Here is a 26010-nt window from a genome sequence, read left to right as displayed (position 1 = left end):
GAGCCTCACAATGAGCTCGTCAGATACTCTTCGGTGAGCTCATTTGACGGCCCGTAGATCAACCGAAAAATCTATGGGGCGTGGACGTCGCATACGCGGCAGCGGATTTTTTGCAACCTGTCCCATACCCTGGAAGATGGCGTCGACAATCGCCTTCTTGTTGATAGCCATGTTGAGGGCCTGACGAACTTCGACCTTGTCGAAAGGCGGAACAAGCGTGTTGTAGGCGAGATAGGCGACATTCAATCCCGGCTCTTCGAGCACAGTTAAATCTTTGTCAGCCTTCAACATCTCGACATCCGCGGGAGCCGGATAGGATGCAATCTGGCATTCGCCTGCCCGGAGCTTTTGCAAACGCGTTGTCTGATCCAACGTTATGGAAAAGATGAGATCATCAATCTTCTGTTTTCCACCCCAGTACTCAGGATTTGCCGTGTATCGTATCGCCGCATCCTGCTGGTAATTCACAAACTGGAACGGTCCCGTGCCAATGGGCTGTTCATTAAGCTGAGCCATCTTGGACTCTGCGCGCAAATGATCCGCATACTCCTTTGAAACGATGGACGCGAAATCCATGGCCAGATCCGCGAGAATGGGCGCGCTGGGTGCCGTCAGGACGATCCTAACAGTTGAATCGTCGACCTTGCTTATGTCCTTGATGAGTTCCGTAAGACCCATTCCACTCGACATTTCCCAGGTCACCCCCGGGATATAATCATGCCACGGATCATCCTTGTCGAGCTGACGTTTTAATGAGAACACCACGTCGTCGGCGTTCAAATTCCGGCTTGGTGTAAAGTACTCCGTCGTGTGGAATTTTACATTGCTTCGAAGTTTGAACGTATAGGTGAGCTGATCTTCCGATATCGTCCAGCTTTCGGCCAAACCGGGCACAACGGTCGTGGTGCCGTTTCGAAACTCCACAAGACGATTGTAAACCGGTTTTGATGATGCATCCCATGTGCTGTTGGTCGAATAAAGCGCCGGATCAAATCCTTCCGGCGAAGTCTCGGAGCAGTAGACGAGGGTTTTTGCGTGGACCGGCGATATGAGTGCCGAACCCAAAAGTACGGATAAAGCTGCACCGGCGAATGTGACGGAGTGCCGGACGTTGCCGAAAAGCATTTGATGTTCTCCTCTTTGTTTTTATGACCGGCACTGATCGCCACCGGGTATCAATCACATGGGGCTTACCACTCTCCCCACACACCTTGCGGCTTAGTCCAGATTTTCTCGGAACGGATGAGCGCAACAAGTTCGTCGGCCTGCACCTTGAGAAATCGTTCGCCTTTTTCTGCTGTGGCTGATCGGGGATCCCCCATGGTACCGGTGACAGGCGCCCGTTCCGGAAACGCGTAGAACCGCGATATTCCTGAAGGTACCGACACTGCACCATCATGCTTTTCTGCGGCTTCGGCAAACTTCTCCACCCGCACGACATCACCTGCAATGGCCAGCATGACAGACGATTCGCCTTCACACGCATGCGTGGGACCTGCATCGACCTCGAAAATCGCGGCCAGTTTTTCTGGAGCGAGCATCCATGGGGTGGTGGCAACGATCGGCATTTTATACTCCACAGCGAGTTCCCGGACAGCAACGGCCAAGGGATCAATGTTGCCTCCATGCCCGTTGACAATGAGCAGCCTCTGAAACCCGAGAACCTTCAGGGACCGGACGATGCCTTGCAGCACACCCCGATAGGCGGAATAATCCAGACTGACGGTTCCGCCGAACGGCAGATGATGTTCGCTCATGCCGAGCCAGAGGCCGGGAAGCACCGTTACGGTAGTGTCTCCCGCCAGGCTTTTGGCCGCCTGCACGGATACGGCGAAGGCGCTGGCCGTATCCGTAATCACTGGCAGATGCGGCCCATGCTGCTCGAGCGATCCTACCGGCAATATGACAACGGAATTGGATTGCCCTGCCCGCACTTTCAATTCCGGGGCGGTCAACCGTGCCCACTCAACTTCAGATGTCATTGATCAAATGCTCCTCGAAAACGGATAAAGAGCCGGAACCGACTCTCGGCTGTTAGAATGCCAGTTGGGAATTGAAGCCCAGCACAAACATGATGAATTTGGAAATATCGGTCATGTCGTCTCCCTGATACCGAATGGTATAACCATCCGTGCGCTCGACAAATTTGAGATAGGACAGATACTCAGCGGGAAGGCGATTGCGGAAAGTAATTTCCAGAACCGGCTTTTCCACGATGAGCGGACGCATCGAGCCAATGCGGGAGATCGCCGTTTTTACGCCTGACCGCACCTTTTCATGCGCAACTGCTGGTGTGAGCGAGCGGGCCGAACGCGTACCGTAAGCCCATTTCACCGGCACCGTGACGATGTCGCCAAGGTTCTCCCTGATCTCCTCCATTGCGACATCATCTCCGGATGCCAGAATGACGGGAACTCCAAAGTCACCGGCAACCGCCGCATTGATACCGGCTTCCGGGACGACTTTGCCGTTGATGCGAATTTCATGGAATGCTGTGCCGCCTATGGTGTGCGAGAGAACCCCACCCATATGGCTCGCGCCTGCGTGGTAACCGATCAGCATGGCCCCTGCGAACGTTCCAACTTCAATGCCCTGCATCATCATCAACGGGCGCGGCCAGCTGCGGACAATCTGGACATAATCGGGTAATTGCTCGATCTTGAGACTCTGGCCATTGCCATGGGAGTCACTGAGCACGATTTCTTCCACACCGTTCTCGTGGGCAGATTCGCAAGCAGCAACGACCGTATCAGTCATCCAGTCCCTCGCGCGTTCGTACTCGAAGCCTTCGGGCGTGAGATGGTCCCGGCTAACGACACCGACGATGCCTTCAATGTCAGCAGAAATGTAAAGGCGCATGTTTTCCTCCCCGTTTCAAACCTCAGAACTAATACGAGATTGACTTTCGTACAATAAACATAATTTATCTATAGGAAAATTACGTTTCCCAAGTTTCGGAGGTTTTCGTGAAGTTGTTCATTGCAGGTCTGGATACGGAGACAAATACGTTTTCACCAATTCCCACGGGTTATGAGGCATTCAGGGAGAACCTGATTGCTCATGGCGACGCAACCTCCAAACCACTCAACTGTTGCTCGTCCCAGCTGCATGTCTGGACAAACGCGGCAAGTGCCCGCGGCTGGAACGTCGTCGAAAGCCTTTGCGCTGTGGCGGAACCGGGTGGAACAACGACCCGGGCAACATATGAAGCTTTTCGCGACGAGATTCTCAACGATCTTCGTGCAGCCATGCCGGTGGATGGCGTACTGCTGGCACTGCACGGGGCCTGTGTTGCGGACGGTTACGACGATGTGGAAGGCGACCTGTTATCCCACGTGCGCAAGATCGTCGGACCCGATATTCCGGTCGGCGCTGAACTCGACCTGCATTGCCATCTGACAAAAACGATGCTCGACAATGCCACTATGCTGGTTGCCTACAAGGAGTATCCGCACACCGACATCGAGGAACGTGCGGACCATATCTTCCAGCTCCTCGTCCAGATACTGGAAGGGAAGTGCCAGCCTGTGATGGCAGAATTTGATTGCCGTATGATCGGTACATTCAGGGTGCATGAACAGCCTCTCCGGGGCCTGGTGGATCGGATGAAGGCGTTGGAGGGACAGAACGGCATACTGTCTGTTTCGTTTTGCCACGGATTTCCATGGGGAGACGTTGCCGATGTCGGTGCAAGAATGCTGGTGATTGCCGACCGCGATATCAACAAGGCTCAACAGCTTGCTGCGTCTTTTGGGCAGGAAATATTTGCCCTGCGCGATAGACTGAAACCCAGCCACAGCAGCATCGATGAAGCGCTCGACGAGGCATTGGATACATCTGGCACGGTTGTTCTTGCCGACGTGTCGGACAATGCCGGCGGTGGCGCACCCGGCGATTCAACATTCGTACTCAGACGCGTAATCGAACGGGGCATAAAAGACGTTGCAACATGCCTGTATTGGGACCCCATCGCTGTCAGGCTCTGTCATGAAGCTGGTGAAGGCGCTGTCCTGCCATTAAGGATTGGTGGTAAAATCGGGCCCGCGTCTGGTCAACCAATCGATCTCACGGTCACCGTACGCAAACTCGCCTCCGGGATAACCCAGCGCTTTGGTATCGTTCCCCTTTCGATCGGCGACGCCGCATGGGTTAGCGTTAACGGCGTGGATATCGTTCTCAACAGTTTGCGCACCCAGACATTTCATCCCGAATGCATGACTGGACTTGGCCTTGATCCGGCACAGCGAAAGATAGTGATCGTGAAATCGAGCAATCACTTTCGCGCCGGCTTTGAACCCATAGCCAGCAAGATCCTCTACATTTCGGCTCCGGGCGCGTTGCAGCCGCACTTTGAGAATGTGCCTTACACAAAACTGAAGAGTTCGTACTGGCCGAAAGTAAAAAACCCCTTTGCCGGGGCACCGGTCTAGCAGAAAATTGGCGGAGCGCTCAGGCCAGATGTTCAAGCCTGAGTGCCGCCGTCACGCCGACGTGGCAGCGCACCATGTGATCGGATATTCCCGCCTCATTTGGCGTTTTGACGTCATGCCCAATGCTGGCCACCGTCGCAAGGTCTTGCAGCTTTTCACATCCGGCAGAAGAGACCAGGCAACGTTCACGATAATAGCAGCCTGTGGGCAGGCGGCGATTGTTGGGAAGCTCACCAGTCAGACTGGCATCTATTTCCTGAAGCGAATTCTGAAGGCTGGGAACACTGGCAAGCAGGGTCTGGGTATACGGATGTGCCGGATGATCGAACACCGCTGATGACGGTCCTGTTTCAACGATCTGACCGAGATACATCACCGCAACGCGATCGCAGAAGTGGCGGACCAGTGAAACATCGTGCGAGATGAACAGGTAGGAGAGCCCCAGTTCACGCTGGAGTTTAAGCAGCAGGTTTATGATCTGGGCTTGGACGGATACATCGAGCGCGGAGGTCGGTTCGTCAAGGATGAGAAGCTCCGGGTCGGTGCTGAGAGCGCGTGCGATGGCGATGCGCTGCCGCTGCCCGCCTGAAAACTCATGCGCCAGACGATCAAGATGTTCGCTCCTGAGACCGACGGAAACCGCAAGCTCCCGCGCACGTGTCCGCAGGGCCGCAGCCGACATCCCGCCCCTTATGTGCAATGGTTCTGTGATCAGACGCCAGACCGGCAGCCTCGGATCAAGCGATGACTGAGGATCCTGAAAGACGATCTGCATCTTCTGGCGGATCTGCGTCTTTTGCCGGCCGCTTGTTGCCGCAAAATCATGCCCCTCGACCACCACTCGACCGCTCGTGGGGGCAACGAGACCTATCACCGCTTGTACTAGCGTACTTTTCCCGCAACCGGATTCACCAACGATACCAAGACTTTCTCCGGGCAATACAACCAGATCAACATTATTGACGGCGTGCACCTCGGATGTGACCCGGCCAAACCAGTTTCTTGCGCCCGGAAAGCGAACTGCAAGATTCTCCACGCTGAGAAGAGGGGTTGCGTCCATGGCTAAGCCTCATTCGATACATGGGTTTGAGATTTCGAACGCTGCCAGCAGGCAACTACCTGTCCACCCGTCAGCGTCGTAGACTGGGGTTTTGCATGACATCGCTCATCCGCTTCAAGACAGCGGGGGCGGTAGAAACACCCTGCAGGCGGATCAAGAAGATTTGGAACCGTACCCGGAATGGATTCCAGTTGCGCCTTGGGTTGCACGCGCTCCGGCAGACACCGCAAAAGTGCGCGGGTATAAGGATGCTGGGGACTATCAAGCACGGCACGGGTTGGCCCAGACTCGACGATACGGCCCGCATACATGATGTAAAGCCGGTCGCATATCTGGGACACCACGGCGATATTGTGGGAAATGAAAACCACCGACGTACCGGTCCGACGTGCCCTGCCCTGGATAAGCCGCAGGATTGCCGCCTGAACCGTAACGTCGAGCGCTGTTGTCGGCTCATCGGCAATGATCAAGCCGGGGTTGCATGAGAAGGCCATGGCGATAAGCACGCGCTGACGCATCCCTCCTGAAAGCTCGAAAGGGTATGCCTGCATGATGCGTGAAGGCTCCGGTATCAGCATATCCGACAGGATATTTGCCGCAACGGTTTCAGCAGCTGCCCTGCTGATCGCTTCATGACGCCGTATGACTCCGACGAGTTGCTTGCCGATGCGAATGGTAGGATTGAGTGCATTCATCGGCTCCTGAAAAATCGTCGACACCAACTTACCGCGAACCTGTTGCAGGTCCTCGTCGCTCATCACTGTCGGATCGCGCCCGAAGAGCCTGATAGTGCCTTGCGTAATCTTATAGCGGCCTTCCGGCAGAAGGCGCGTTGCAGCCATGGTGGTTACCGACTTGCCGCACCCTGACTCACCCACAAGGCCGACTATTTCCGCATTGCCGACCTGAATTGTCACGCCATCGAGTGCTTTGACAGCACCATCATAGGTCGGAAATTCCAGCGAAAGATTTTCAATGCTCAACGCGTGAGGCTTCATTCCGATATCTGTCATTCGCTTGGCCCCAATCGTGGATCCAGCATGTCACGAATACCGTCGCCCAGAAGATTGCATCCCATGGCAGTCACGAGAATGGCGAGACCCGGAAACGTGCCGTACCACCACTGGTCGAGAATGAAACTTCGACCGCTGCTGACCAGAGCACCCCATTCCGCCGTGGGTGGCTGAGCGCCGAGACCGATGAAACTTAGCGCGGCCGCTATGAGGACAATGCCACCAAGATCAAGCGTCGCCTGAACGATCAGCGGCGAAAGAGCGTTCGGCAGCAAATGCCAGCGCAGGATATAAAGATTGGACGCACCGAACGTACGCGATGCCTTTACGAAGATGCGCTCCCGCAATGAGAGTGTCTGACCACGGGACAGTCTCACATAGGCAGGTATGCGCACAATAGCGACCGCAAGCATCGAGTTGAACAGACTTGGACCCAGAGCTGCAGCCAACGCCATGGCAAGGACGAGCGCGGGCAGAGCGAGAACAACATCCATCGTGCGCATCATCGCGCTATCAAACATGCCGCCGACCACTCCGGACAGACAGCCAAGAAAAACACCCACACTCATCGAAATGAATACGATCATGAAGGCAGCACCGCAGGACGCACGCGAGCCATAGACAACACGCGAAAACAGATCTCTGCCAACTTCATCCGTACCGAACCAGTGAATGGAACTTGGCGGCAACAGCCGTGACGAAAGCATAACCTTGTTTGGGTCGTAAGGAGCGATGAGGGGCGCGCCGATCACCATTATGATGACGAGCAATATGATCAGGAAGCCGACCACCGTCAAAGGGCTGCGCCGCGTCAGGTACCACAGAAAGTGCAAGCGTGAACGAAGCATCGCAAGGGCGGTAAGGGACCGTTCTCCAGGAACTGTCATCGTCATTATCCAACCTCCCGAATCTGCGGATCAGCGAGCATGTAAGCCAGGTCAATCAAGAGGTTGATGAGGACGTAACCAATCGAGGCCACCACGGTGAACCCCATGATGGCGGGGAAATCGAGTGTTTGTATCGAGGTGACAACGTAAGTGCCCATGCCCGGCCACGCGAATATGGTCTCAGTGAGCACTGCTCCATACAAGAGATCACCCATCGCCAGCCCAAGCAGCGTGATAGATGGTATAAGCGCATTGCGCAGCGCATGGTTGAAGATGATGGCTCTGCGTTTCAGACCGCTGGCGCGTGCGGTTCGTATATAATCCTCCTGCAGGACATCCAGCATCGAAGCGCGGATTTGCCGGGTAATGACTCCAAGATTGGCGAATGCCAGAACAAAGGTCGGCAGGATGAGATGACGAACGGCGCTCAGGAAGGCGTCAAACCTGCCTTCAAGCAGAGTGTCGATCAGGAAAAACCCTGTTACCCGCTGAGGCGAGGCAAATTCCATGGCAAGCCGACCACTGCCCGGCAGGATCTGAAGCTTGGCGTAGAACAACAGGATAACGACCATGCCGAACCAGAACACCGGCATTGAAATCCCGCATACAGAGATCGTGCGGGCGATCTGATCGATCGGTCCATCTTTGTAGATGGCTGAAAAAACCCCGAGCGGCACACCGATGAGGACTGCCAGCACGAGTGAAATAAATCCAAGCTCCAGTGTAGCCGGCAGAAATGTGGCAATATCGGTGGCCACCGGCCTGCGTGTCCGCAACGACGTTCCAAGATCTCCATGCACCAGATCCCGCACATAGATAACGAACTGATCCGTCACTGGCCTGTCAAGGCCGAGGTCACGCCGCACATTCTCCAAGGTTTCTGCACTTGCACGATCACCGGCAATCATGCGGGCCGGATCCCCCGGTATCAGATGTGAAATAGTGAATGTAATGATGGCAACGCCGAAGACGACGAAGAACAAGAGTATAAAACGCGGAACGATAATTCGGGCGATTGTCATAAACATCAGTCCTCATTTCGTGCAGATTTTTCTTCACATCATCCGAATGTGCGCATTCCACATCCGTCCTGTTGGAACGGAATTGGACAGCAGCTCCGGCCGGCCAACGTACCGGCTGGAGCTACAAGACGCCCGGACATCAGCCCGATCGGGAATGCCCCAGCGCGGATCAATCCTTCTTCGACATTGTTGCAAAGTTATAGACCTGGATCAGCATCGGGTTATAAACATACCCTTCGACAGCAGCGCGTCTGGCGAAAATATCATTCTTTTGAATGAGGTAGAGATAGGGTGCATCCTGAGTGGATAGCGCCTGCGCTTCCAGATAGAGCTTCTCCCGTTTGGGCTGATCAACAGTGCTGGCAGCTTCACGAACCAAATTTGTTACCTTTGCATTCTCATAAAATGCACGATTGCCCGGCCCGCCCATTCTTGCCGGATCAAACCAATAATTCATGAACATGTATGGGTCGGCGAAGTCAGGGGTCCAGGCGCCGGGCGCAAGGTCGTAATTGCCTTTGGCCGCCATTTCGCGCTTTGTGGTATCGGCAACGGCCTGCAAATCCAGCTTGATGCCTATCTCAGCCAGACTGGCTTGCAGGGCAAGGCCAACAGGTTCCCATGATGTATCCGCTTGCGAAAACGTATAGGTGAGATGGATATTCGACTGGCCTGCGTCTTTCAGAAGCGATTTGGCTTTTTCAACATCGTAAGTGTACTGGAATCCGGACGGATCATGGCCCCACATTCCGTCAGGCACAGCACCGCGCATCTGTTCCGCTTGCCCTTGCATGATACCATCGACAATGCCTTTGTAATCAACAGCATAGGAAATGGCCTGCCGTACGCGAACATCATCCAATGGCGGTCGCTTGTTATTCAGATAAACATAACTCACATAGAGACTGGGATTGCTTTCGACGACAATTGCAGGCTCTTTCTTCAGAGCCTCAGCCTGATCGACAGGCACCTGTTCGATGATATCCGCATCACCATTGACGAGTTGAAGGCGACGGGCGGACACCTCTCCCATGACCCGGATTATGACCTGCCGCAATGACGGTGCCGGCCCGGGAAAATGAGGATTGCGATCAAGCACGATACTCTGGTTACGCTCCCAGGTTGTAATTTTGTACGCGCCGCTGCCTGCCGTATGTTCGGCGAGCCAAGCCTTGGCCATGTCGCCGTTAACCTCGTGCTCCATGACCTTTGGATTGACAATGGCTGCGCCTGACACAGCCAAAGTCGACAAAAATGGCGCGAAGGGCGCCGACAGGACAAACTTCACCGTCATGGGATCGACGACCTGAACTTCCTGAAGGACAGGAAATGAATCTGACGGTCCGGCTTTCAGTTTGAGCAGGCGATCAAAACTGAACTTGACCGCGGCAGCATCAACCGGAGAACCATCGTCAAATTTATGTCCGGCAGCGAGTTTGACCGTCCATACAAGGTTGTTGTCATCGACTGACCAGCTTTCAGCAAGTTCAGGCTCGATTTCCGTCGTCGCGCCTTTATAGGCGACCAGATGTTCATACGCTGCATAGATGAGGGTATAGCCACTGTTGCTGATCTCCACACCCGGATCTGCCGTGGGTGGATCCTCGGCTCGTGCAAGAACCAGAACATCAGTCGCAGCCATCGCGCTGCCGCTGACTGACGCGGCAAGCAACAGGGCAAGCCCTACTTTCTTCCAATTTGAGAAAACCATTTTATACCCTCTGAGGTTCGGCGGATACGAACGGCGCCTTGTTTCCGGCAATTAATCCGCAAAATCAGAATAGGTAATGATTTTCCTAAGCGCAACTTATTTTCTTATCGTACTTGTTTTACGCATACTCTTTGTCTTCTTTTTCAAATTGGAAACCTCTCCATCAGCACCAACCAGTGAATTGATGAGTTCCTTTTCGGAGGTCGAGCATACACAAAGAATTCTGGCTGGCGTATCGCTGACCGAGAGATATGCATGCCCCATGGAAGCATCGAAGTAGACGGAGTCTCCGGCCTTCAGGGTTGCCGGCTCATAATGTTCCGTATGCAGTTCCAGCACACCCTCGACGACGTAGGTGTATTCTTGACCATCGTGATGAACGAACTCACCAAACTCCTCCATCGACCGGGCATGCAGAACAGCAAGAATAGGCACCATGGATTTCTTGGAAATCTCTGTGCACAGATAGAGATAGTCATAGTTGCCGGTTTGAATGAGCCGCCCTTCACCCTGCCGACTTATCGCCCTTCTCCCCAAAAAACTTGGCGCGGAGTCGGCTGACCGCGTACCGAAAAGCTCGACAATGTCGACACCCAAACCCGCTGCCAACTGCACCAGACGATCATAGGTCAGGGACATCTGATTGTTTTCAACCTTGGAAAGCGTCGATACTGCCAATCCGGTCATCTCACTGACTTCCAGCAAGGTCCAATGTTTGCGGATGCGAATGTCCCGGAGAAAATCGCCCAATCCTGTTTTCTGATCAGTCATTATAATTTTATCATCCTGCAATTTTTCGAATTAACGGTACTACAGCGCACAGATCGGCGCGATAAGGAAAATTTACTTGATCAATAAGAAAATTATGTTTCTTATACGCTAAATTTAGGAGTGATCATGTTTGATTTTGCGGTTATTGGCGGTGGTATAGCGGGAGCTTCAGTCGCTTACGAGTTGGCAGCGCGTTCATCCGTGCTCCTGATCGAGCGTGAAGCGCATTGTGGTTATCACACCACTGGACGGTCCGCAGCGCTTTTTTCCGAGAATTATGGCAATGCCACAATCCGCGCCCTCTCGCGCGCCAGCCGCGGCACGTATGAAGCCCCGCCCGAGAACTTTACACAGAACCCGCTTCTAAACCCGCGCGATGTCATGTTCATTGCCAGGGACGATCAGATGGACAGTGTTGCAGCAATGTCAGACATACTCGGGAGCGGGGGGAAGAGGCCTCACGTCCTGGACGTTGGTGCTGTATGCGCACGCGTATCAATCATGCGGCCAGATTATGTTGCCTGCGCTTTACTGGACGAAAGTTCCATGGACATAGATGTCCATGCCTTGCACCAAGGTTACCTACGAGGCGCCCGTTCAAGGGGAGCCCGGATTGCCACGTCAGAAGAAGTTCTGGAGCTGACGCGAAACTCCGCGGGTTGGAACATCACAACAAGCACAGCAACCTTTCAATGTGCAACCGTGATCAACGCGGCGGGCGCCTGGGCCGATAGCTTGGCAATTGCCGCAGGAGCCTCCGCTGTTGGCCTCACTCCTCTTCGCCGGACAGCGATGATACTGGATGCCCCTGAAGCTGTGGACGTGTCTTCCTGGCCTCTCGTGCTTGATATTGATGAAGAGTTCTATTTCAAACCGGAAGCAGGCAAGCTGCTGGCTTCTCCCGCTGACGAAACGCCCAGCCTACCCTGCGATGCGCAGGCGGAGGAAATAGATCTGGCAATCGCCATTGATCGTATTCAACAGGCAGCCAATTTGCCGGTCAGAAGTATATCCAGACATTGGGCCGGTCTGCGCACCTTTGCAGCAGATAGAAGTCCTGTAGTAGGCTATGATCCGCACCTGCCAAATTTTTTCTGGCTTGCCGGTCAGGGCGGTTATGGAATCCAGACAGCACCCGCTCTTGCAAAGGTAGCCGCAGCGCTGGCGCGTGGTGAGGCCGTACCCGGCACAATCCTCGATGAAGGTTTTGATGTCAGCGCTGTTTCGCCATCTCGCATTCAACCCACATCGCCCGTATCAGACAAGTCTGACATCTAGATTATCAAAAGGACGAACCCATGCCTTTCAACACGGATGCCCTTGCATCGTTGGTGCTGGACGACACCATCAAGAGCTTTCCATTTGGACAGCGCATGGCGTTGGCTGAGGTTGGCCACAAACACTGGAATGTGCTGAACGGCGATATCCCCCTGCCTGCTGCAATCATCCGCTCGGATGCTCTTGGGCACAACTCCCGCTGGATGAAGCGGTTTGTCGCCGAGCGAGGCGCGCTGATCGCTCCTCACGTCAAAACCACCATGTGCCCGCAGATTATTGCCCGCCAGATTGCAGATGGCGCATGGGGATTGACCGTTGCGACTGTTCACCAGATGCGCGTCTGCCGCAGCTTCGGCGCGGAAAGAATCATTCTTGCCAATCAGGCCGTCGGGGCTGCAGAGCTTGATGCTATTATCGCGATGGTCAAGTCGCCTGAACTCGATTTCATGATGATCGTTGATAGTGCCGAAGGGATTGCGGCTGTCGCGGAAGCCGCCCGCCGCAATCATTTGCAGCGTCCTGTGCAGCTGCTTCTCGAACGCGGCTACACGGGCGGGCGTACCGGTTGCCGGACCAATGAACTGGCGACCGCACTGGCCATCCAGATCCGGTCCACTTCCGAAGTCCGTCTGATAGGGATTGAAGCCTTCGAAGGGTTGATCAAAGCCGAAACGGGTACTCAGGAGGAGGCGGTTGCAGCATTTGTCACAGAGATTGGGGTCCTTGCGCAGTCGTTCCAGCATCAGAACCTGTTTGAGACGGATAATCCTATCATCTCTGCCGGCGGCTCATCGTATTATGACATAGTCCTTGAATATCTGTCCAAGACTGGTCTGCGCGTGGTGACGCGCAGCGGCTGCTACGTTACCCATGATTCAGGTATTTACCACGCCCATCACGACCGTTTGAAATCTGCGACCGGCGAACAGGATGGCCTGAGGCGTGCGCTTGAAATCTGGACCTATGTACAGTCGATCCCGGAACCTGGGCTTGCCCTGCTGACTGCCGGACGTCGCGATTGCGGAACCGATGCAGGTTTGCCCGTACCGTTGCTGATGGCCGCTTCCGGGGGGAACCGTCCGCATGATCTTCCGCCGGAGTGCACGATCGTCGACATCAATGACCAGCATAGTTTCATGCGGTTTGATCCAAGTTTGAATCTCGCATACGGAGACCGTATTGGCCTCGGGATTTCACATCCCTGCACCACGTTCGACAAATGGGAAATCATTTACCTCGTGGATGAGGACTATAACGTGCAGGACGTGTTCAAAACATTCTTTTGAATGCAACCAGCAATCACTCACCCACATACCCCGTGAATCTGCCGTGAAGTTCCGAGACGTTGTTCATTCGCTTTTCAACGGAAACGCCCAGTTCGTTGAAAATACTGTTCAGGAGAAGATTACCGAGACTGGCCATCTGTGCTGTGGATTCCCAGAACATATCGAACTCCGTCGGAACGACGAACATTTCATCGGCCAAATCGTGACCCCAATCACAGAAGGCGTCCGTGATGAGAGTAATTGGGATTTTTGCCTTTCGTGCCTCGCGCGCCAACGATAATGCCAGCTGCGAATAGCGACGCGCTTCAAAAAGGACAAGACAGGCCGATTTTGGTGGTGCCATCAGAATTTCATGGAAATTGCCGCCTGCGACATCCGCCAAAGATACGTCCGGACGAAGATATTGCAGCTGGTTGGCAAAATACTGGGCCATGCCGCGCTCTGTCTGGAAGCCGGCCGCAAATACCTTTGGCATCGTGGCCAGACGCTTTACGGCGCGTTTCCACTCCTTCGTGTGGGCAATTTCGTAGATCCGCACCAATGCCGCGATTTCGAGATCCAGACTGCGCGCGAGCATATCCCCTTCAAGATTGCGCTCGCGAAATTCCTTGAGGCGATCACCAACCAACCATGGCCGGTCCCCGATATTGTCCCTGAGATCTGCCTTCAGATCCTTGAAGCGCGCATAACCCAGCGAGCGACAAAACCGTCCAACTGTAGGTTCACTGACACCGACCTTGGCGGCCAGTGTTGCTGATGTCTCAAACGGCAAACCGTTCAGATTTGCCAACATATAGTTGGCGATTGCCTTTTCCGCGTTGGTGGCAGTCACAAGGCTATCGCTCAGCCTTGCTCGAACGGATTCAGTCATTTCTTTCCCCTTGGCATCCTGCTTCATAAATTGACAGCTTTCTAACATTATAGCAATTGACGTTTGTTTTCTTTCATTCTAGCTTTGTTTCACCATGTTGGGAGGCATGGCGAAGAATGGGTGCCGCGACGCATTTCCGCGCCAGCCACACGTATCACCACAAGAAGCAAACGGCTTGTCACGAACAGCCGACGTCTGAACCGATTTCACCAGTGAATCCCTTTCCATGCTGCGCGATCGTAGCCAATGCGGCAGCCCTGGAAAGAAAAAACAATAAAAGGGGAAATAAACATGAACCGGCGTGAATTCCTTGCATCAACATCCGTCGTCACCCTGGGTCTCGGTCTGGTCCTGACTTCAGGCCTGCCAGCGCGGGCCGCGGACTCTGAGGCTGTCATTGTATTGAGCAGTTCGGAAGCCGGAGCACCGAACCAGGATCCAATCCGCGCCACTTTGCTCAGCCTCGCATCAAACTTGATTTATGACCGCCTCGTCGAACAGGACGACGACCAATCCTATCACCCGCATCTTGCCGAATCCTGGGAAACGGGCGCCGATGGCATGAGCTGGACCTTCAAACTGCGCCAAGGCGTAACATTCCACGATAGTGAACCGTTTAACGCCGCAGCCGTTGCCTGGTGGATCGGCAAATACAAAGGCAGTCCGAACGAGTACATGACCGCCGCGATCGACCGCGTCGAGATCGTTGATGACTATACGGTACGCTTTGTCATGAAACGGCCAGAGCCAAATCTCATCTTCAATCTGGCGCAGCAGTTCATGGGAATCCCCTCTCCGAAATCCTATGAGGCATCAGGCGACAGCTATGGGGTGACCGAAGCAATTGGGACCGGGCCCTACAAGCTGGAGAGCTTCGTTGTGGGCCAGGAGACCGTGCTTGTGGCCAATGAAGATTACGCCTGGGGCACCGATCTTTCTGAAAACCGGGCAGCACCACACATCAAACGATTGACACTGCGGGAAATTCCCGACTCATCGACAGCTTTTCTGGAATTGAAGACTGGCGGTGTCGGTATGCTCTCCAGTGTACCCGACGAGTTCCTGCCGCAATTGCAAAAGGAAAAGCAAGTCGGGTTTCGCAACCTGCCGGGCATCGGCGTTACTTATCTCAACTTCAACAGCCAGTCCGGCGCTTTTGCTGATGCCACGATGCGTCAGGCAACAGCTTTAGCCATTGACCAAAGCGCTGTTCTGAAAAGTGTTTACAGCGGTGCCGGCCGGGAAGCGCATCAGTTCCTCATCAGTTCATTGGCGGAGTCGAAAGTCGATCCCCAATTCGAAATTCACCATGATCTGGACAAGGCCAAAAAATTGCTCGACCAGACTGGCTGGATAAATGGCAGCGACGGTGTGCGGACAAAAGACAACAAACGCCTGCGCATCAAACTCTGGACGAGATCCGAAACGGAATTCCGGCGCACTGCTGAAATCGTTCAGGCCCAACTCAAGGTACTGGGCATGGAAACCGAGATCGTGACCTTTGACAACACGACCTTGCGTGATCAGCTCCGCAAGGGGGAACATGAACTTGTTGTGAGCCATTACGACTGGAACAATGCCGATATCCTCGACTGGTTTTACAGCGCCAAGAACATCCCCTTTCCAAATTCAGCAATGTGGAACGACGCAAAGTCAGAAGAATTGCACGACATTGCCATGCTCCAATCAAAAAACTGGGATGAGCGCGTGGCAAACTTCAAAAAGTATCAGGAATACCTGTTGAGCCAGTACGCGTTCGCACCACTTCACGAACCGGCGCAAAACACCGCCTATAACAAAGACTTGCTTGAAGTCCCCGAGAGAATTCGCGGTCCGCAGTTTGGTCAGCCGACCATTGTCGACATGAAAACCGTGCAATAGCGATGCCTGGCGAGGACATGATATGTTTCTGTTCATCATAAAGCGGCTTGTTTTGCTGGTGCCCGTCTTCTTTGTGGTCTCCCTGGTTGTCTTCCTCATTATTCACCTTGTTCCGGGCAACCCCATCGACAACCTCATGCGCGCTGGATCATCGTCGGCACAACGGGTACAGATTGCCGCAAAATACGGCCTCGACCGGAGCCTCGCCGAGCAGTATTTCGTATGGATGAGTCGGCTCATGACCGGCGATCTTGGCACCTCGATCATTCAAGGCCGTCCGGTTGGTGCACTCATCGCCCGGAACCTGCCGTATAGCCTGCAATTGGGTGGAGCAGCGCTGCTCTTCTCCGCACTCACTGGTATCACGGCCGGCGTTCTTGCCGCGAGTTTTCATGGAACGCGCCTTGATGATGGTATCAGCGGCCTCATATTGCTTGGCTCTACCGTACCGAGCTTTTGGCTCGGCTTACTGCTCATTCTGGTTTTCGCCGTATGGCTTGGCTGGGTGCCGATCTCCGGCGCCAGGGGCTGGACATCACTGATCCTCCCGGTCATCGCCACGGGCGTTGGCGGTATCGCGCTGGTGGCAAGGGTGACCCGCATTGCCATGATCGAGACGGCAAGGCAGGACTTCGTGATGCTGCTGCATGCCAAGGGGTTGTCGCCGCTGGTTATCCAGTTGCGCCACGTACTGCGCCATGCCCTGGTGCCTGTCGTCACAATTCTCGCTCTGCGGATTGGCTGGATTCTCGGCGGAACAGTCACCATTGAATATGTTTTTGCCCGGCCAGGTTTGGGATCCCTGCTCATTCGAGGCCTGAACCAGCGTGATTATCCATTGGTGCAGGCCTGTCTCCTGATGCTTGCCATGGCCGTTATTCTCGGCACTCTTATCGGCGATATCGTTCAAGCTGCCATGGATCCGCGCCAGCGCGAGGAACGGCCATGAGAGCTGTGCGCGCAATGCCGATGCTCAAAGCGATCGCATCCGTCAAAGGCAGCATCGCCGGGCTCTACCTGCTGTTCCTGATCGGCGGAGCGCTCTTCGCTCCCTGGTTGTCGCCCTACCCCTACGACCAGCAGGATCTGACCATCATGAACCAGCCGCCGTCACTTACCCATCTCATGGGTACTGATGAATTCGGGCGCGATGTGCTGTCGCGAATGATTACCGGCGCCCGCACGTCGCTTTCTGTCAGTGTTACCGCAATTGGTGTTTCCGTGCTTTCGGGCCTCATTCTGGGGGCCGCCTGCGGCTATTTCGGCGGAGCATTTGACCGTGTCGTCATGATTGGTGTCGACCTAACATGGTCCTTTCCGGAAATACTGATCGCGCTGATGCTCGTTGCCATTATCGGGCCCGGACTACAGGGCGTCGTGCTCGCTATCGCCATCGCCTACCTGGCACAGTTCACACGGCTAACGCGCACACAGGTCATGGTGTTGAAAGGCGAGACGTTTGTCGAGGCGACCGTCAACCTGGGCGCGGGCCATACACATATCCTGTTCGCCCATCTCTTGCCCAACGCACTGGCGCCGGTGTTGGTGGCTGCCATGCTGGCCACGGGCGATGCCATTATCCTCGAAGCAACTTTGGGTTTCTTTGGTCTGGGAGCTCAACCGCCCACACCCAGTTGGGGAGCAATGATGAGTTCCGGTACAGCTCAGCTTTTCATCGCTCCCTGGGTGATCCTGCTCCCCGGTCTCGCCGTGGCTCTGACGGTCATCTTCCTCAACCTGTTCGGCGACGCGATTATCACCGCGCTGGACATCCGTACAAAACTCAGGGAGGCCTGATCATGCTTCTAACAGTGGAAGGCTTAGAGGTCGGATTTGGAGCATTTTCTCCCGTCGACGATGTTGCCTTCAGCATTGACCGGGGTGAGATCCTCGGCATTGTCGGCGAATCCGGCTCAGGCAAATCATTGACCGCAATCGCGATCATGGGACTTCTGTCGCGCATCGGTGGACGGATCGTAGCCGGCCGCATTTGTTTTGACGGCATCGAACTTGCGGGACTGCCCGAGGCCAAGCTGCGCCGGTTGCGCGGCGGACGTATCGCGCTCATCACTCAAAATCCGATGACATCACTTGATGGGATGATGCGGGTTGGGCCGCAGATTGATCAGGCAGCACGCCTGCACCTGGGACTTGATCGCCGTGCCGCACGTGCACGAAGCCTGGAACTGATGGCTGATCTTCGGATTCCCGATCCAGCCAGAGTCTACGACCTGTATCCGCATCAACTCTCCGGCGGCATGAAACAACGGATTGTGATTGCCATGGCCTTGGCCGGTGATCCGGAACTTCTGGTCGCGGACGAGCCAACCACTGCACTTGATGTAACCGTTCAGGCACAGATTGTTCAAATTCTTGTCGAGCTGGTAAAGCGCAGGGGATTGGCCATGATCCTCATTACCCATGATATGGGCGTTGTGGCCCAGACCTGCGATCGGGTTGCGGTGATGTATTGTGGCCGTGTCATTGAACGGGCACAGGTCAATGCAATCTTCGAAGATCCCCGCCATCCTTATACCCAGGCGTTGATCCGATGCATCCCCCGCCGGGACATGACACGCGGCAGCATGCAACCTATTCCCGGCATGGTTCCCAATGTGGCAAATCAACCCGCCGGCTGCCGCTTCAACCCCCGTTGTCCGCGCGTTGCGGATATCTGCCACACGGAAATTCCGGGCCTTCGCGTCAGCGCCGGCGATCACGGTGTGGCCTGTCTTAGGGCGGATGCGGCATGAGCGACCTTCTTATTGTTGATCACCTCAGTCGGCACTTCACGAATACGGGCTTGTTTCAGAAACGCCAGGTCTTCCACGCCGTGAGCGACGTTTCCTTCTCGCTTGCGCGCGGCCAAATTCTTGGCGTTGTGGGTGAATCCGGCTGTGGCAAGTCCACGTTGGCACGTCTGGTTTTAAGATTGATCCAACCAAGCAAAGGGGCAGTTGAATTCGATGGCCTGGACATGGCAACACTGTCACGGGGAGACTTGCGCCGCTTGCGGCAACGTATGCAACTTGTATTTCAGGATCCCTATTCCGCTATCGATCCCCGCTACCGTGTGCGGGATGCACTTCTGGAGCCGTTTAAGGTTCAAGGGGTAAAACTCAAATCCGCAGATGCAACGGTGGCCTCGCTTCTTGAGATGGTGGGCTTGAGCCCGGCATTAACCCACAGTTACCCCCATCAATTGTCGGGTGGGCAGAAGCAGCGCGTCGGCATCGCACGCGCCCTCGCACTCAATCCCTCTCTGGTCGTCCTTGATGAACCCACGGCGTCGCTTGATGTCTCGGTACAGGCACAAATCATTGCACTGCTCAACCGCCTGCGCGAGTCCCTTGGCCTGACCTATCTGTTTATCTCGCATGATCTGGGCCTTGTGCGTTACTTTTGCGACAAGATCCTCGTTATGTATCTCGGCCGCATCGTCGAGATCATGCCCAATGACGCGGTGCCGACACATCCGTACACGCGGGCCCTGCTCGACAGTACCTTTGAACCGGACCCCCGTCAGCGTCGCACGATTACGCGGCTCTCCGGTGAAATACCCAGCGGCTACAATCCGCCGCCGGGCTGCGCTTTCGCCACCCGTTGCCCCCGGGTCTCCGATCTTTGCCGCACAAACCTGCCAGCGCTTGAGACAATTTCGGATCATCACCAGACAGCTTGCCATCATCCGTTGATGAACGAGATGAAGTCCGAGGTCTTGCAGCAGGTAAACACACACGAGAGTGCCGTTCCGTAACCATGGGACGACATCAGAAAACACGAACTGTTGATAATTTTAGGGAGGAAAGTGCTGTGAGTTTCGCTACTGCGTTGAATGACTACCTTGTTTCAGAAATCGACCGCCAGCAGATCCCTGGCCTTGGTGTTGCTGTCGTCCAACAGGGGCAGATCGTGCACCTTGCGGGCTATGGCTTGTCGAATATCGAACACAATGTTGCCGTTACGCCCGATACCATTTTCCAGTCCGGGTCCACCGCCAAGATGTTTACCGCAACCGGAATTTTGCTTTTGTCGCAGGATGGTCGCATTGACCTCGACCATCCGCTCACACGTTATATTCCCGAAGGGCCCGCCATCTGGTCCGGCATCACCATTCGCCAAATGCTTTCGATGACGAGTGGCCTGGGTAATTTCGAGGAGGTCTTCGCGCCAGCCCCCATTCATGACGGCGTTGTCCCGATCAATGTGTGGCAGGATCATAGCAACGATCAGCTGATTGCGCTGGCGGCACTGTCACCCCTCTTATTTCAGCCAGGCGAAAGTTATCAATACAGCAATATCGGCTATGTTCTGGCTGGGATCATCATTGAACGCCTCACTGGCCAGCCCTACTACGAGTTATTGAAGGAACGTGTGTTCAAGCCCATCGGCATGGCCACCGCACGCGAGGCCACCTGGTTCGATATCGTTCCAAACCGCGCGGCCGGCCACAGCATTGAAACCGGCCATCTGACCAGCAGACACTGGACCGCTCCAACCCTTCTTCGCACGGCCGACGGTGGCCTCTATTTCTCACCACGGGACATTGCCCATTGGTTGATCGAACTTGAGTCAGCACGCGTACTTGCTCCTGAGCTCTTGTCGGTCATGTTCGAACCAAGCCGTTTGAAGAATGGTCAACCTGCCTTCAACAACTATTCCCTCGGGTGGGAAAATGCGGAAATTCGCGGTCACCACAAGATCAGGCATGGCGGTACGTGGGATGGATTCCGGGCTGAAATTACCCGCTTTCCGGCACAAGGCGTTTCCGTGGCGGTTCTGGCAAACCTTCAGGAGGCCCGTGTAGCGCATATAGCCCAGGCTATCGCAGGTTTTGTCGATCCGGCCCTGGCGCCCTACGCGCCTGTCGAGGATACCAATCAGGCGGCAACCATCAATGACCGCATCCTGCTGCGCGCCATACTGACAGGCCATCCCGCACGCGAGGCGTTCACTGCGGAAGCCTGGGATTCCTGGTCCGGCAATGGCTGGTTTGAACAGCTTATCGCAAGCGGCGGGGTGAACTGCACCAACAGTTCGCTTCAACTGATAGAAAATGGCCGCGAGCATGGCGAGAGCGTCCGTCATTACAGCCTGCCGACAGAGTACGCCTATCACATGCATTGGTTGGTTCGGCGCAGTGCCGATGGAAAGGTCAGTGAAATGCGCTTCAGCAGAACATAATTGGCACAGGGCGTTCATTCGCCAGTCGACTGACCATTCCAATAATTTCTCAACTCATTACCAAACGACTCTTTGGAGGAGATCGCCATGACTTTTCGCGTCCTGACTGCCGAATTTGCCCACGAGACCAACACTTTCAACGTCCGGAAAACCGGTTACGACGCCTTCGAGGTGGAAGGCGTCCTGTTCGGCGAAGCGGCCATACACGCCCGGGGCGATGCCAACACGGAGATCGCGGGTTTCATGGATATCGCCCGCAAGTTCGACTGGAAGACAGAGCACGTCGTGAGCGCTTCAGCCGAACCGGCTGGTCCGGTGACACGCGATGCGTTCGACCGGATCGGCGGCGCCATTGTACAGGCAGCCACGGACAGGAAAGGCGATCTTGACGGAATTCTGCTTGGTCTGCACGGTGCGATGGTGACCGAGTTTGCGCCGGACGGCGAAGGCGAACTGCTGGCCCGCCTGCGCGCCGTGGTGGGGCCGGATTTACCAATCGCGGTTACGCTTGATCCACATGCCAATGTCACGGCGAAAATGTGCGAGCATGCCAACATTCTAATCTCTTTCAAAACCTATCCGCATATCGACATGCGCGATATCGCCCGGCACGCTGGCGAAGTGCTTCACCGGACGATGGCGGGCGAAATCCAGCCAAAGACATTGCTCGTCCGGAGGCCGATGCTTGAGGAAGCCAACGCAGGACGAACCGATGTTGGTCCCATGATCGGCTGGATCAGTGCAGCGCGGACCCATGAGAAGACATCCGGCGCGCTAGCGGTCAGTATCAACGGGGCTTTCCCGAATGCCGATATACCCGAGGTTGGCCCGACGGTGCTGGTCACATATGACGGCGACCCTGCTTCGCATCGGCACTTTGCCGAGAGTATTGCTGACCAGATCTGGGAAACCCGCTTTGACGTGTTGAACACGTTCCATACCGTGGAAGAGGCTGCGGAAATTGCCCTGAACTACCGTGGCGACCGGCCACTGATTGTTGCCGATTATGCCGATAATCCCGGTGCTGGCGGCTATGGTGATGCAACAACATTGCTTGGCGGCCTTCTAAGAGCGGGGGTCACTGATGCTTGTTTCGGTCCAATCGTTGATCCCGAAACAGCCCGCATGCTCCACGGCGCAACCGTCGGCGATATCATACATCTGTCGCTTGGCGGCAAGACCGACCCAAGTTTTGGCGGCTCACCTTTGCAGGTGAGTGCCAAGCTGATGCATCTCAGCGATGGCAAGCTTGTTGGCGACGGGCCCCAATTGGGCGGACTGACCTTTACCTTCGGCCTAACCGCAGTGGTCAAGATCGACGGCATCAGCGTGCTCGTTGTCAGTGAACCATCGCAAATGCGTGACCTGCAGCAGTTTCGTGCTTTCGGTATCGACCCCGGCACCCATCGTGTGGTCGGTTTGAAATCGATGCAGCATTTCCGGGCAGCCTTCGAACCCATCGCTGGCAAGATTATCGTCTGTGATAGCGGCGCTTTGTGCACGATGGATTATGGAAAGATGCCCTATCGCAATGTGCCGCGCCCGATCTTTCCGCTCGATCGCGACATGACGATTTGACCTGTCAGGATACATGATGTCTCAGACAGCGAATGAAGGAGAAGTCATCGTTCTGGGCGCCGGCATCGTCGGCGTCTCAGTTGCGTTGCACTTGCAGCAGCGCGGACGGACGGTGATATTGGTGGATCGGCGGGGAGCCGGTGAAGAAACAAGCTATGGCAATGCCGGTCTGATCGAGCGGTCGAGCGTCATTCCCTACGGTGTTCCCCGCGATCTTTCGACACTGCTGCGGTACGGTTTCAACCGGTCCGCGGACGTGCATTTTGATTGGCGCTACCTGCCTCGTATTGCACCTTGGCTTTGGCGCTTCTGGCGTGAATCCGCTCCCAGTCCACTTGCCCGGGCAGCCGATGATATGTGGCCGCTGATTGAACGTTCTGTCATCGAACATGAAAGCCTGATGTCGCAGGCTGGCGTGTTGCCCGTGTTGCGCAAAACCGGCTGGATCGAGGCCTATCGTACAGAAGAGACATTCCAACGGGCGCGCAATGCTGCTACCGCGCTACATCGGTTCGGCTTGAACTATGATGTGCTCGACACGAAAGCGCTACAGCAACGCGAACCTCATTTTTCCAACGTGCATGCCGGCGCCATACATTGGCTTGATGCAGCCACGGTGCCTGATCCCGGTGCTGTCGTAAAAGCTTATGCCAAACTATTCGTGGATCGTGGAGGTATATTTCTTTGTGGCAATGCGCGGGATCTCCAGCAAAAAGAAACTGGCTGGAGCATCACTACGGAGTCTGGAACTGCACATGCGCCGCAAATCGTGGCAGCTTTGGGACCCTGGTCTGATATGGTATTTCGGCCGCTTGGCTATAAGATTCCTCTACTGATGAAACGTGGATACCACGTTCATTTTGGCACTGAAACCAACGCCGTTCTCAACCACCCACTCGTCGATGTCGATGGTGGTTTTCTGATTGCGCCAATGAATCAGGGAATTCGGCTGACAACAGGCATTGAATTTTCCCGGCGTGACAGCGATCCTACGCCAATTCAGCTTGATCGCACGGAACCACTTGCCCGGGAAATCCTTCCACTGGGGCATCGGATCGAAACTGTACCCTGGATGGGCTCACGTCCGTGTCTTCCCGACATGCGCCCGGTTATTGGCCGCGGCTGGCGGCACAAAGGTCTGTGGTTTGCGTTCGGACACAATCATCATGGTTTCACACTTGGTCCAGTAACAGGACGATTGCTGGCCGAGATGATGACCGGCGAGAAGACATTCACCGATCCCACTCCTTTCGCCTTGAAGCGTTTCGAGAATGGGCGTTCTTGACGCCCCGTTATTCAACTGGGAATCAATCAACGCGTCAAAAACTTAAAATCATAGAGCGGAGAGCTTTATACTGGACACAAGTTGCTTAGAGACGGCATAGGGGGGGTTAAGGAACTGCATCCGCGCTGATAAAGCCCTTGGAAATCAACTGCTGGGCCGATCCATCCAATTTTGTGCGCTGTCGCCATACAAAAACGCCCGCGTTGAAAGCGGGCGTCGAACAGTTGCTGGTCAGTTGGTCCAGTGTGATTAGCGGGTAACCGATGCGCGGGCAACACTACGGATGTCGGCGCGGTCAATACCCAGATCCTGCAGTTCACGGCTGGACATGCGGCCAAGTTCGGTAACGGTCTGACGGAACTTGAGCCAGTTGTTGAAAGAGCGTGCTACGTTCATGATAATCCCCTTTCTGAGGGCTGTCTGACGTCAGCAGCCTTGCCTGGCCCCGGCGTCGTTTCGATGAGTGGGATATAGGCCTTTCAATCGGTTTAAAACAGGCACAATCCCTCATTCCACCTATGCATCCGGCGCAATGGTCATCAGTTCGTGGAGATTGAGAATGTCGTCAGCAAGCGAACATTTCGCTCTACCCTCAGCCGAGCGATGGTACGGCGTTGTGGCTTTGTATTATTGCTTGCTTAGCACGAGGGTTATTGCTGACGAGGCACTACGGCATCCGAAAATGCTGCCGGTCGCGCGCTCGTCCAGAACGGAGAGTTGCCCGTCCCTACATAGCTTAGTCAAAACGACCAATCCATTTCATGGTTTCTTCAACAGCATCCAGCGGCTCTGGGACAGGAAAAAGGCCGACCTGGTAGTCCTCAAAACGAATTGATTTTAACGCATCCGCGACACGTCGATAATCGTCAAGGACCAATCCCCTGTTTACATCGCCAATCTGGGCTTGATCACCTGCCTGAATAATAATCCCACCTTCATAGTCATGAATTGGACAAGTCGGGCCCATAACCGCCACCAGTTTTTCCTTTCCTCCGACCTTTTGTGAGAAATCCGCCGACAGGACAGTCAACCAGTTCGTCGTGAACAGATATTCACTGCTGTGGGGCTGAATCTCCACAGTGAACATACTGCTGTCACCACAATGAAGTCCGGGGAACCGTTTGATATAGGGGAAGGAATGAAGTTTCGCTGCAGTACTGGAATAAATGATATCAAAAATGACACTTAAACCGCAGATGCCATGAAACGGTTTTAGCTGTGAACTCCAATCGCGTACAAGTTCGAGCAACCGTGCATGACCGTGCTTTCTCACCCAACCGGCCGAAATAAAGGCCGATAACGAGGACCGGTCAACCGGCATAAGCTCGCCCGGTTGGTCGGGAGCAACACAGCTGGCTGCGAAACCAAAGTGACCAACACCGTCATCATCCTCGGCCTTCCCCGTCTGCCCATGGGAGAAAACAGCAAAATCAAGCGGCTCCTTTTCTGGAATTCTTTCGATTTTGGCTTCACTCTTGTCCAGGAACGAGAGATCGTTGAGCCGGCGAACACTATCAGAGCCCGGAGCTTGGTAATGGCTCAAATGATCAACGAACAAACTGCAGTAGTGTTTGTATATATTGAATGCGGCGCGGCGCTTCTCGAGTGTGCCACCTTCACCAAAAAACAGGGTGACACAGTATCCGATCCGCGCCGAAACATTGCCTTGATTGTCTAGTATCTCGAGGTGGTCGAGCTCGGCGATAATTGCCTGCTTCGCCTCGTCATGTGCTTGGCCTGACGTGCTCACCGA

General features: G+C 54.9%; 22 protein-coding genes and 1 pseudogene. 11 read left to right on the top strand and 12 right to left on the bottom strand.

What is annotated here, in order from left to right:
- Window positions 1–96: 96 nt before the first annotated feature.
- The 3 genes and pseudogenes from FHW16_RS22900 to FHW16_RS22890 form a co-directional block, all read right to left on the bottom strand.
- Window positions 97–1125 (bottom strand): annotated as a pseudogene (locus FHW16_RS22900) (ABC transporter substrate-binding protein); the annotation flags it as partial.
- A gap of 65 nt (window positions 1126–1190) precedes the next feature.
- Window positions 1191–1982 (bottom strand): creatininase family protein, encoded by a 792-nt coding sequence (locus tag FHW16_RS22895; RefSeq protein WP_182551597.1) that lies wholly within the window; start codon window positions 1980–1982, stop codon window positions 1191–1193.
- 52 nt (window positions 1983–2034) lie between these two features.
- Window positions 2035–2859, bottom strand: a complete 825-nt coding sequence (locus FHW16_RS22890) for a M55 family metallopeptidase (protein ID WP_182551596.1) — start codon at window positions 2857–2859, stop codon at window positions 2035–2037.
- A 107-nt stretch (window positions 2860–2966) separates the two neighbouring features.
- Here FHW16_RS22890 and FHW16_RS22885 point away from each other — a divergent pair, with 107 nt between their 5' ends.
- Window positions 2967–4430 (top strand): M81 family metallopeptidase, encoded by a 1464-nt coding sequence (locus FHW16_RS22885; RefSeq protein ID WP_182551595.1) that lies wholly within the window; start codon window positions 2967–2969, stop codon window positions 4428–4430.
- A 19-nt stretch (window positions 4431–4449) separates the two neighbouring features.
- On the opposite strand, the gene FHW16_RS22880 is transcribed toward FHW16_RS22885, so the two are convergent.
- The 6 genes from FHW16_RS22880 to FHW16_RS22855 all read right to left on the bottom strand — a co-directional run bounded on the left by FHW16_RS22880 (window position 4450) and on the right by FHW16_RS22855 (window position 10894).
- The gene (locus tag FHW16_RS22880) at window positions 4450–5490 is read right to left on the bottom strand and encodes an ABC transporter ATP-binding protein (protein WP_182551594.1); all 1041 of its coding nucleotides are present in this window, start codon (window positions 5488–5490) and stop codon (window positions 4450–4452) included.
- A gap of 2 nt (window positions 5491–5492) precedes the next feature.
- Complete coding sequence (locus FHW16_RS22875; RefSeq protein WP_182551593.1) at window positions 5493–6503, bottom strand: ABC transporter ATP-binding protein; 1011 nt, start codon at window positions 6501–6503, stop codon at window positions 5493–5495.
- The gene (gene ddpC / locus FHW16_RS22870) at window positions 6500–7396 is read right to left on the bottom strand and encodes a D,D-dipeptide ABC transporter permease (protein ID WP_182551592.1); all 897 of its coding nucleotides are present in this window, start codon (window positions 7394–7396) and stop codon (window positions 6500–6502) included. The genes FHW16_RS22875 and ddpC overlap by 4 nt, the downstream gene beginning before the upstream one ends.
- Window positions 7396–8412, bottom strand: coding sequence for an ABC transporter permease (locus FHW16_RS22865; protein WP_182551591.1), 1017 nt, complete (start codon window positions 8410–8412; stop codon window positions 7396–7398). Before FHW16_RS22865 ends, ddpC begins: the two co-directional genes overlap by 1 nt.
- 169 nt (window positions 8413–8581) lie before the next feature.
- Complete coding sequence (locus FHW16_RS22860) at window positions 8582–10123, bottom strand: ABC transporter substrate-binding protein (RefSeq protein ID WP_182551590.1); 1542 nt, start codon at window positions 10121–10123, stop codon at window positions 8582–8584.
- A gap of 96 nt (window positions 10124–10219) precedes the next feature.
- Window positions 10220–10894 (bottom strand): helix-turn-helix domain-containing protein, encoded by a 675-nt coding sequence (locus FHW16_RS22855; RefSeq protein WP_182551589.1) that lies wholly within the window; start codon window positions 10892–10894, stop codon window positions 10220–10222.
- A gap of 126 nt (window positions 10895–11020) precedes the next feature.
- Here FHW16_RS22855 and FHW16_RS22850 point away from each other — a divergent pair, with 126 nt between their 5' ends.
- The gene (locus tag FHW16_RS22850; protein WP_182551588.1) at window positions 11021–12172 is read left to right on the top strand and encodes an NAD(P)/FAD-dependent oxidoreductase; all 1152 of its coding nucleotides are present in this window, start codon (window positions 11021–11023) and stop codon (window positions 12170–12172) included.
- Between the two features lie 20 nt (window positions 12173–12192).
- Complete coding sequence (locus tag FHW16_RS22845) at window positions 12193–13458, top strand: amino acid deaminase (RefSeq protein ID WP_182551587.1); 1266 nt, start codon at window positions 12193–12195, stop codon at window positions 13456–13458.
- Between the two features lie 13 nt (window positions 13459–13471).
- Here FHW16_RS22845 and FHW16_RS22840 read toward each other — a convergent pair whose 3' ends face one another.
- Window positions 13472–14329 carry a MurR/RpiR family transcriptional regulator gene (locus FHW16_RS22840; RefSeq protein WP_182551586.1) on the bottom strand — a complete coding sequence of 286 codons (858 nt, stop codon included), beginning with the start codon at window positions 14327–14329 and terminating at the stop codon, window positions 13472–13474.
- 291 nt (window positions 14330–14620) lie between these two features.
- Here FHW16_RS22840 and FHW16_RS22835 point away from each other — a divergent pair, with 291 nt between their 5' ends.
- The 8 genes from FHW16_RS22835 to FHW16_RS22800 all read left to right on the top strand — a co-directional run bounded on the left by FHW16_RS22835 (window position 14621) and on the right by FHW16_RS22800 (window position 24257).
- Complete coding sequence (locus FHW16_RS22835) at window positions 14621–16210, top strand: ABC transporter substrate-binding protein (protein ID WP_182551585.1); 1590 nt, start codon at window positions 14621–14623, stop codon at window positions 16208–16210.
- A gap of 22 nt (window positions 16211–16232) precedes the next feature.
- Window positions 16233–17159, top strand: coding sequence for an ABC transporter permease (locus FHW16_RS22830; protein WP_182551584.1), 927 nt, complete (start codon window positions 16233–16235; stop codon window positions 17157–17159).
- A complete protein-coding gene (locus FHW16_RS22825) occupies window positions 17156–18007 on the top strand; it encodes an ABC transporter permease (protein WP_182551583.1) in 852 nt (283 codons plus the stop codon). Before FHW16_RS22830 ends, FHW16_RS22825 begins: the two co-directional genes overlap by 4 nt.
- Before the next feature lie 2 nt (window positions 18008–18009).
- Window positions 18010–18963, top strand: a complete 954-nt coding sequence (locus FHW16_RS22820) for an ABC transporter ATP-binding protein (protein ID WP_182551582.1) — start codon at window positions 18010–18012, stop codon at window positions 18961–18963.
- Window positions 18960–19967 (top strand): ABC transporter ATP-binding protein, encoded by a 1008-nt coding sequence (locus FHW16_RS22815; protein ID WP_182551581.1) that lies wholly within the window; start codon window positions 18960–18962, stop codon window positions 19965–19967. The genes FHW16_RS22820 and FHW16_RS22815 overlap by 4 nt, the downstream gene beginning before the upstream one ends.
- A gap of 56 nt (window positions 19968–20023) precedes the next feature.
- A complete protein-coding gene (locus FHW16_RS22810; protein WP_348643927.1) occupies window positions 20024–21394 on the top strand; it encodes a serine hydrolase domain-containing protein in 1371 nt (456 codons plus the stop codon).
- Between the two features lie 87 nt (window positions 21395–21481).
- A complete protein-coding gene (locus FHW16_RS22805) occupies window positions 21482–22972 on the top strand; it encodes a M81 family metallopeptidase (protein WP_182551579.1) in 1491 nt (496 codons plus the stop codon).
- 13 nt (window positions 22973–22985) lie between these two features.
- Entirely contained in the window at window positions 22986–24257 is a 1272-nt protein-coding gene (locus tag FHW16_RS22800; RefSeq protein WP_432652074.1) for an NAD(P)/FAD-dependent oxidoreductase, read from the top strand.
- 249 nt (window positions 24258–24506) lie between these two features.
- Here the strand turns inward: FHW16_RS22800 and FHW16_RS22795 are convergent, their stop codons facing one another.
- The gene (locus tag FHW16_RS22795) at window positions 24507–24653 is read right to left on the bottom strand and encodes a DUF1127 domain-containing protein (protein WP_182549775.1); all 147 of its coding nucleotides are present in this window, start codon (window positions 24651–24653) and stop codon (window positions 24507–24509) included.
- Window positions 24654–24993: 340 nt separating this feature from the next.
- Window positions 24994–26007, bottom strand: a complete 1014-nt coding sequence (locus FHW16_RS29220) for a type VI immunity family protein (protein ID WP_182551577.1) — start codon at window positions 26005–26007, stop codon at window positions 24994–24996.
- Window positions 26008–26010 lie beyond the last annotated feature (3 nt).

The sequence above is a fragment of the Phyllobacterium myrsinacearum genome (assembly GCF_014138285.1).
In the GTDB taxonomy this organism is placed as follows: domain Bacteria; phylum Pseudomonadota; class Alphaproteobacteria; order Rhizobiales; family Rhizobiaceae; genus Phyllobacterium; species Phyllobacterium myrsinacearum_A.
Note: the sequence above shows the minus strand (reverse complement) of the source record. Positions and strands in the feature narration are given on the sequence as shown.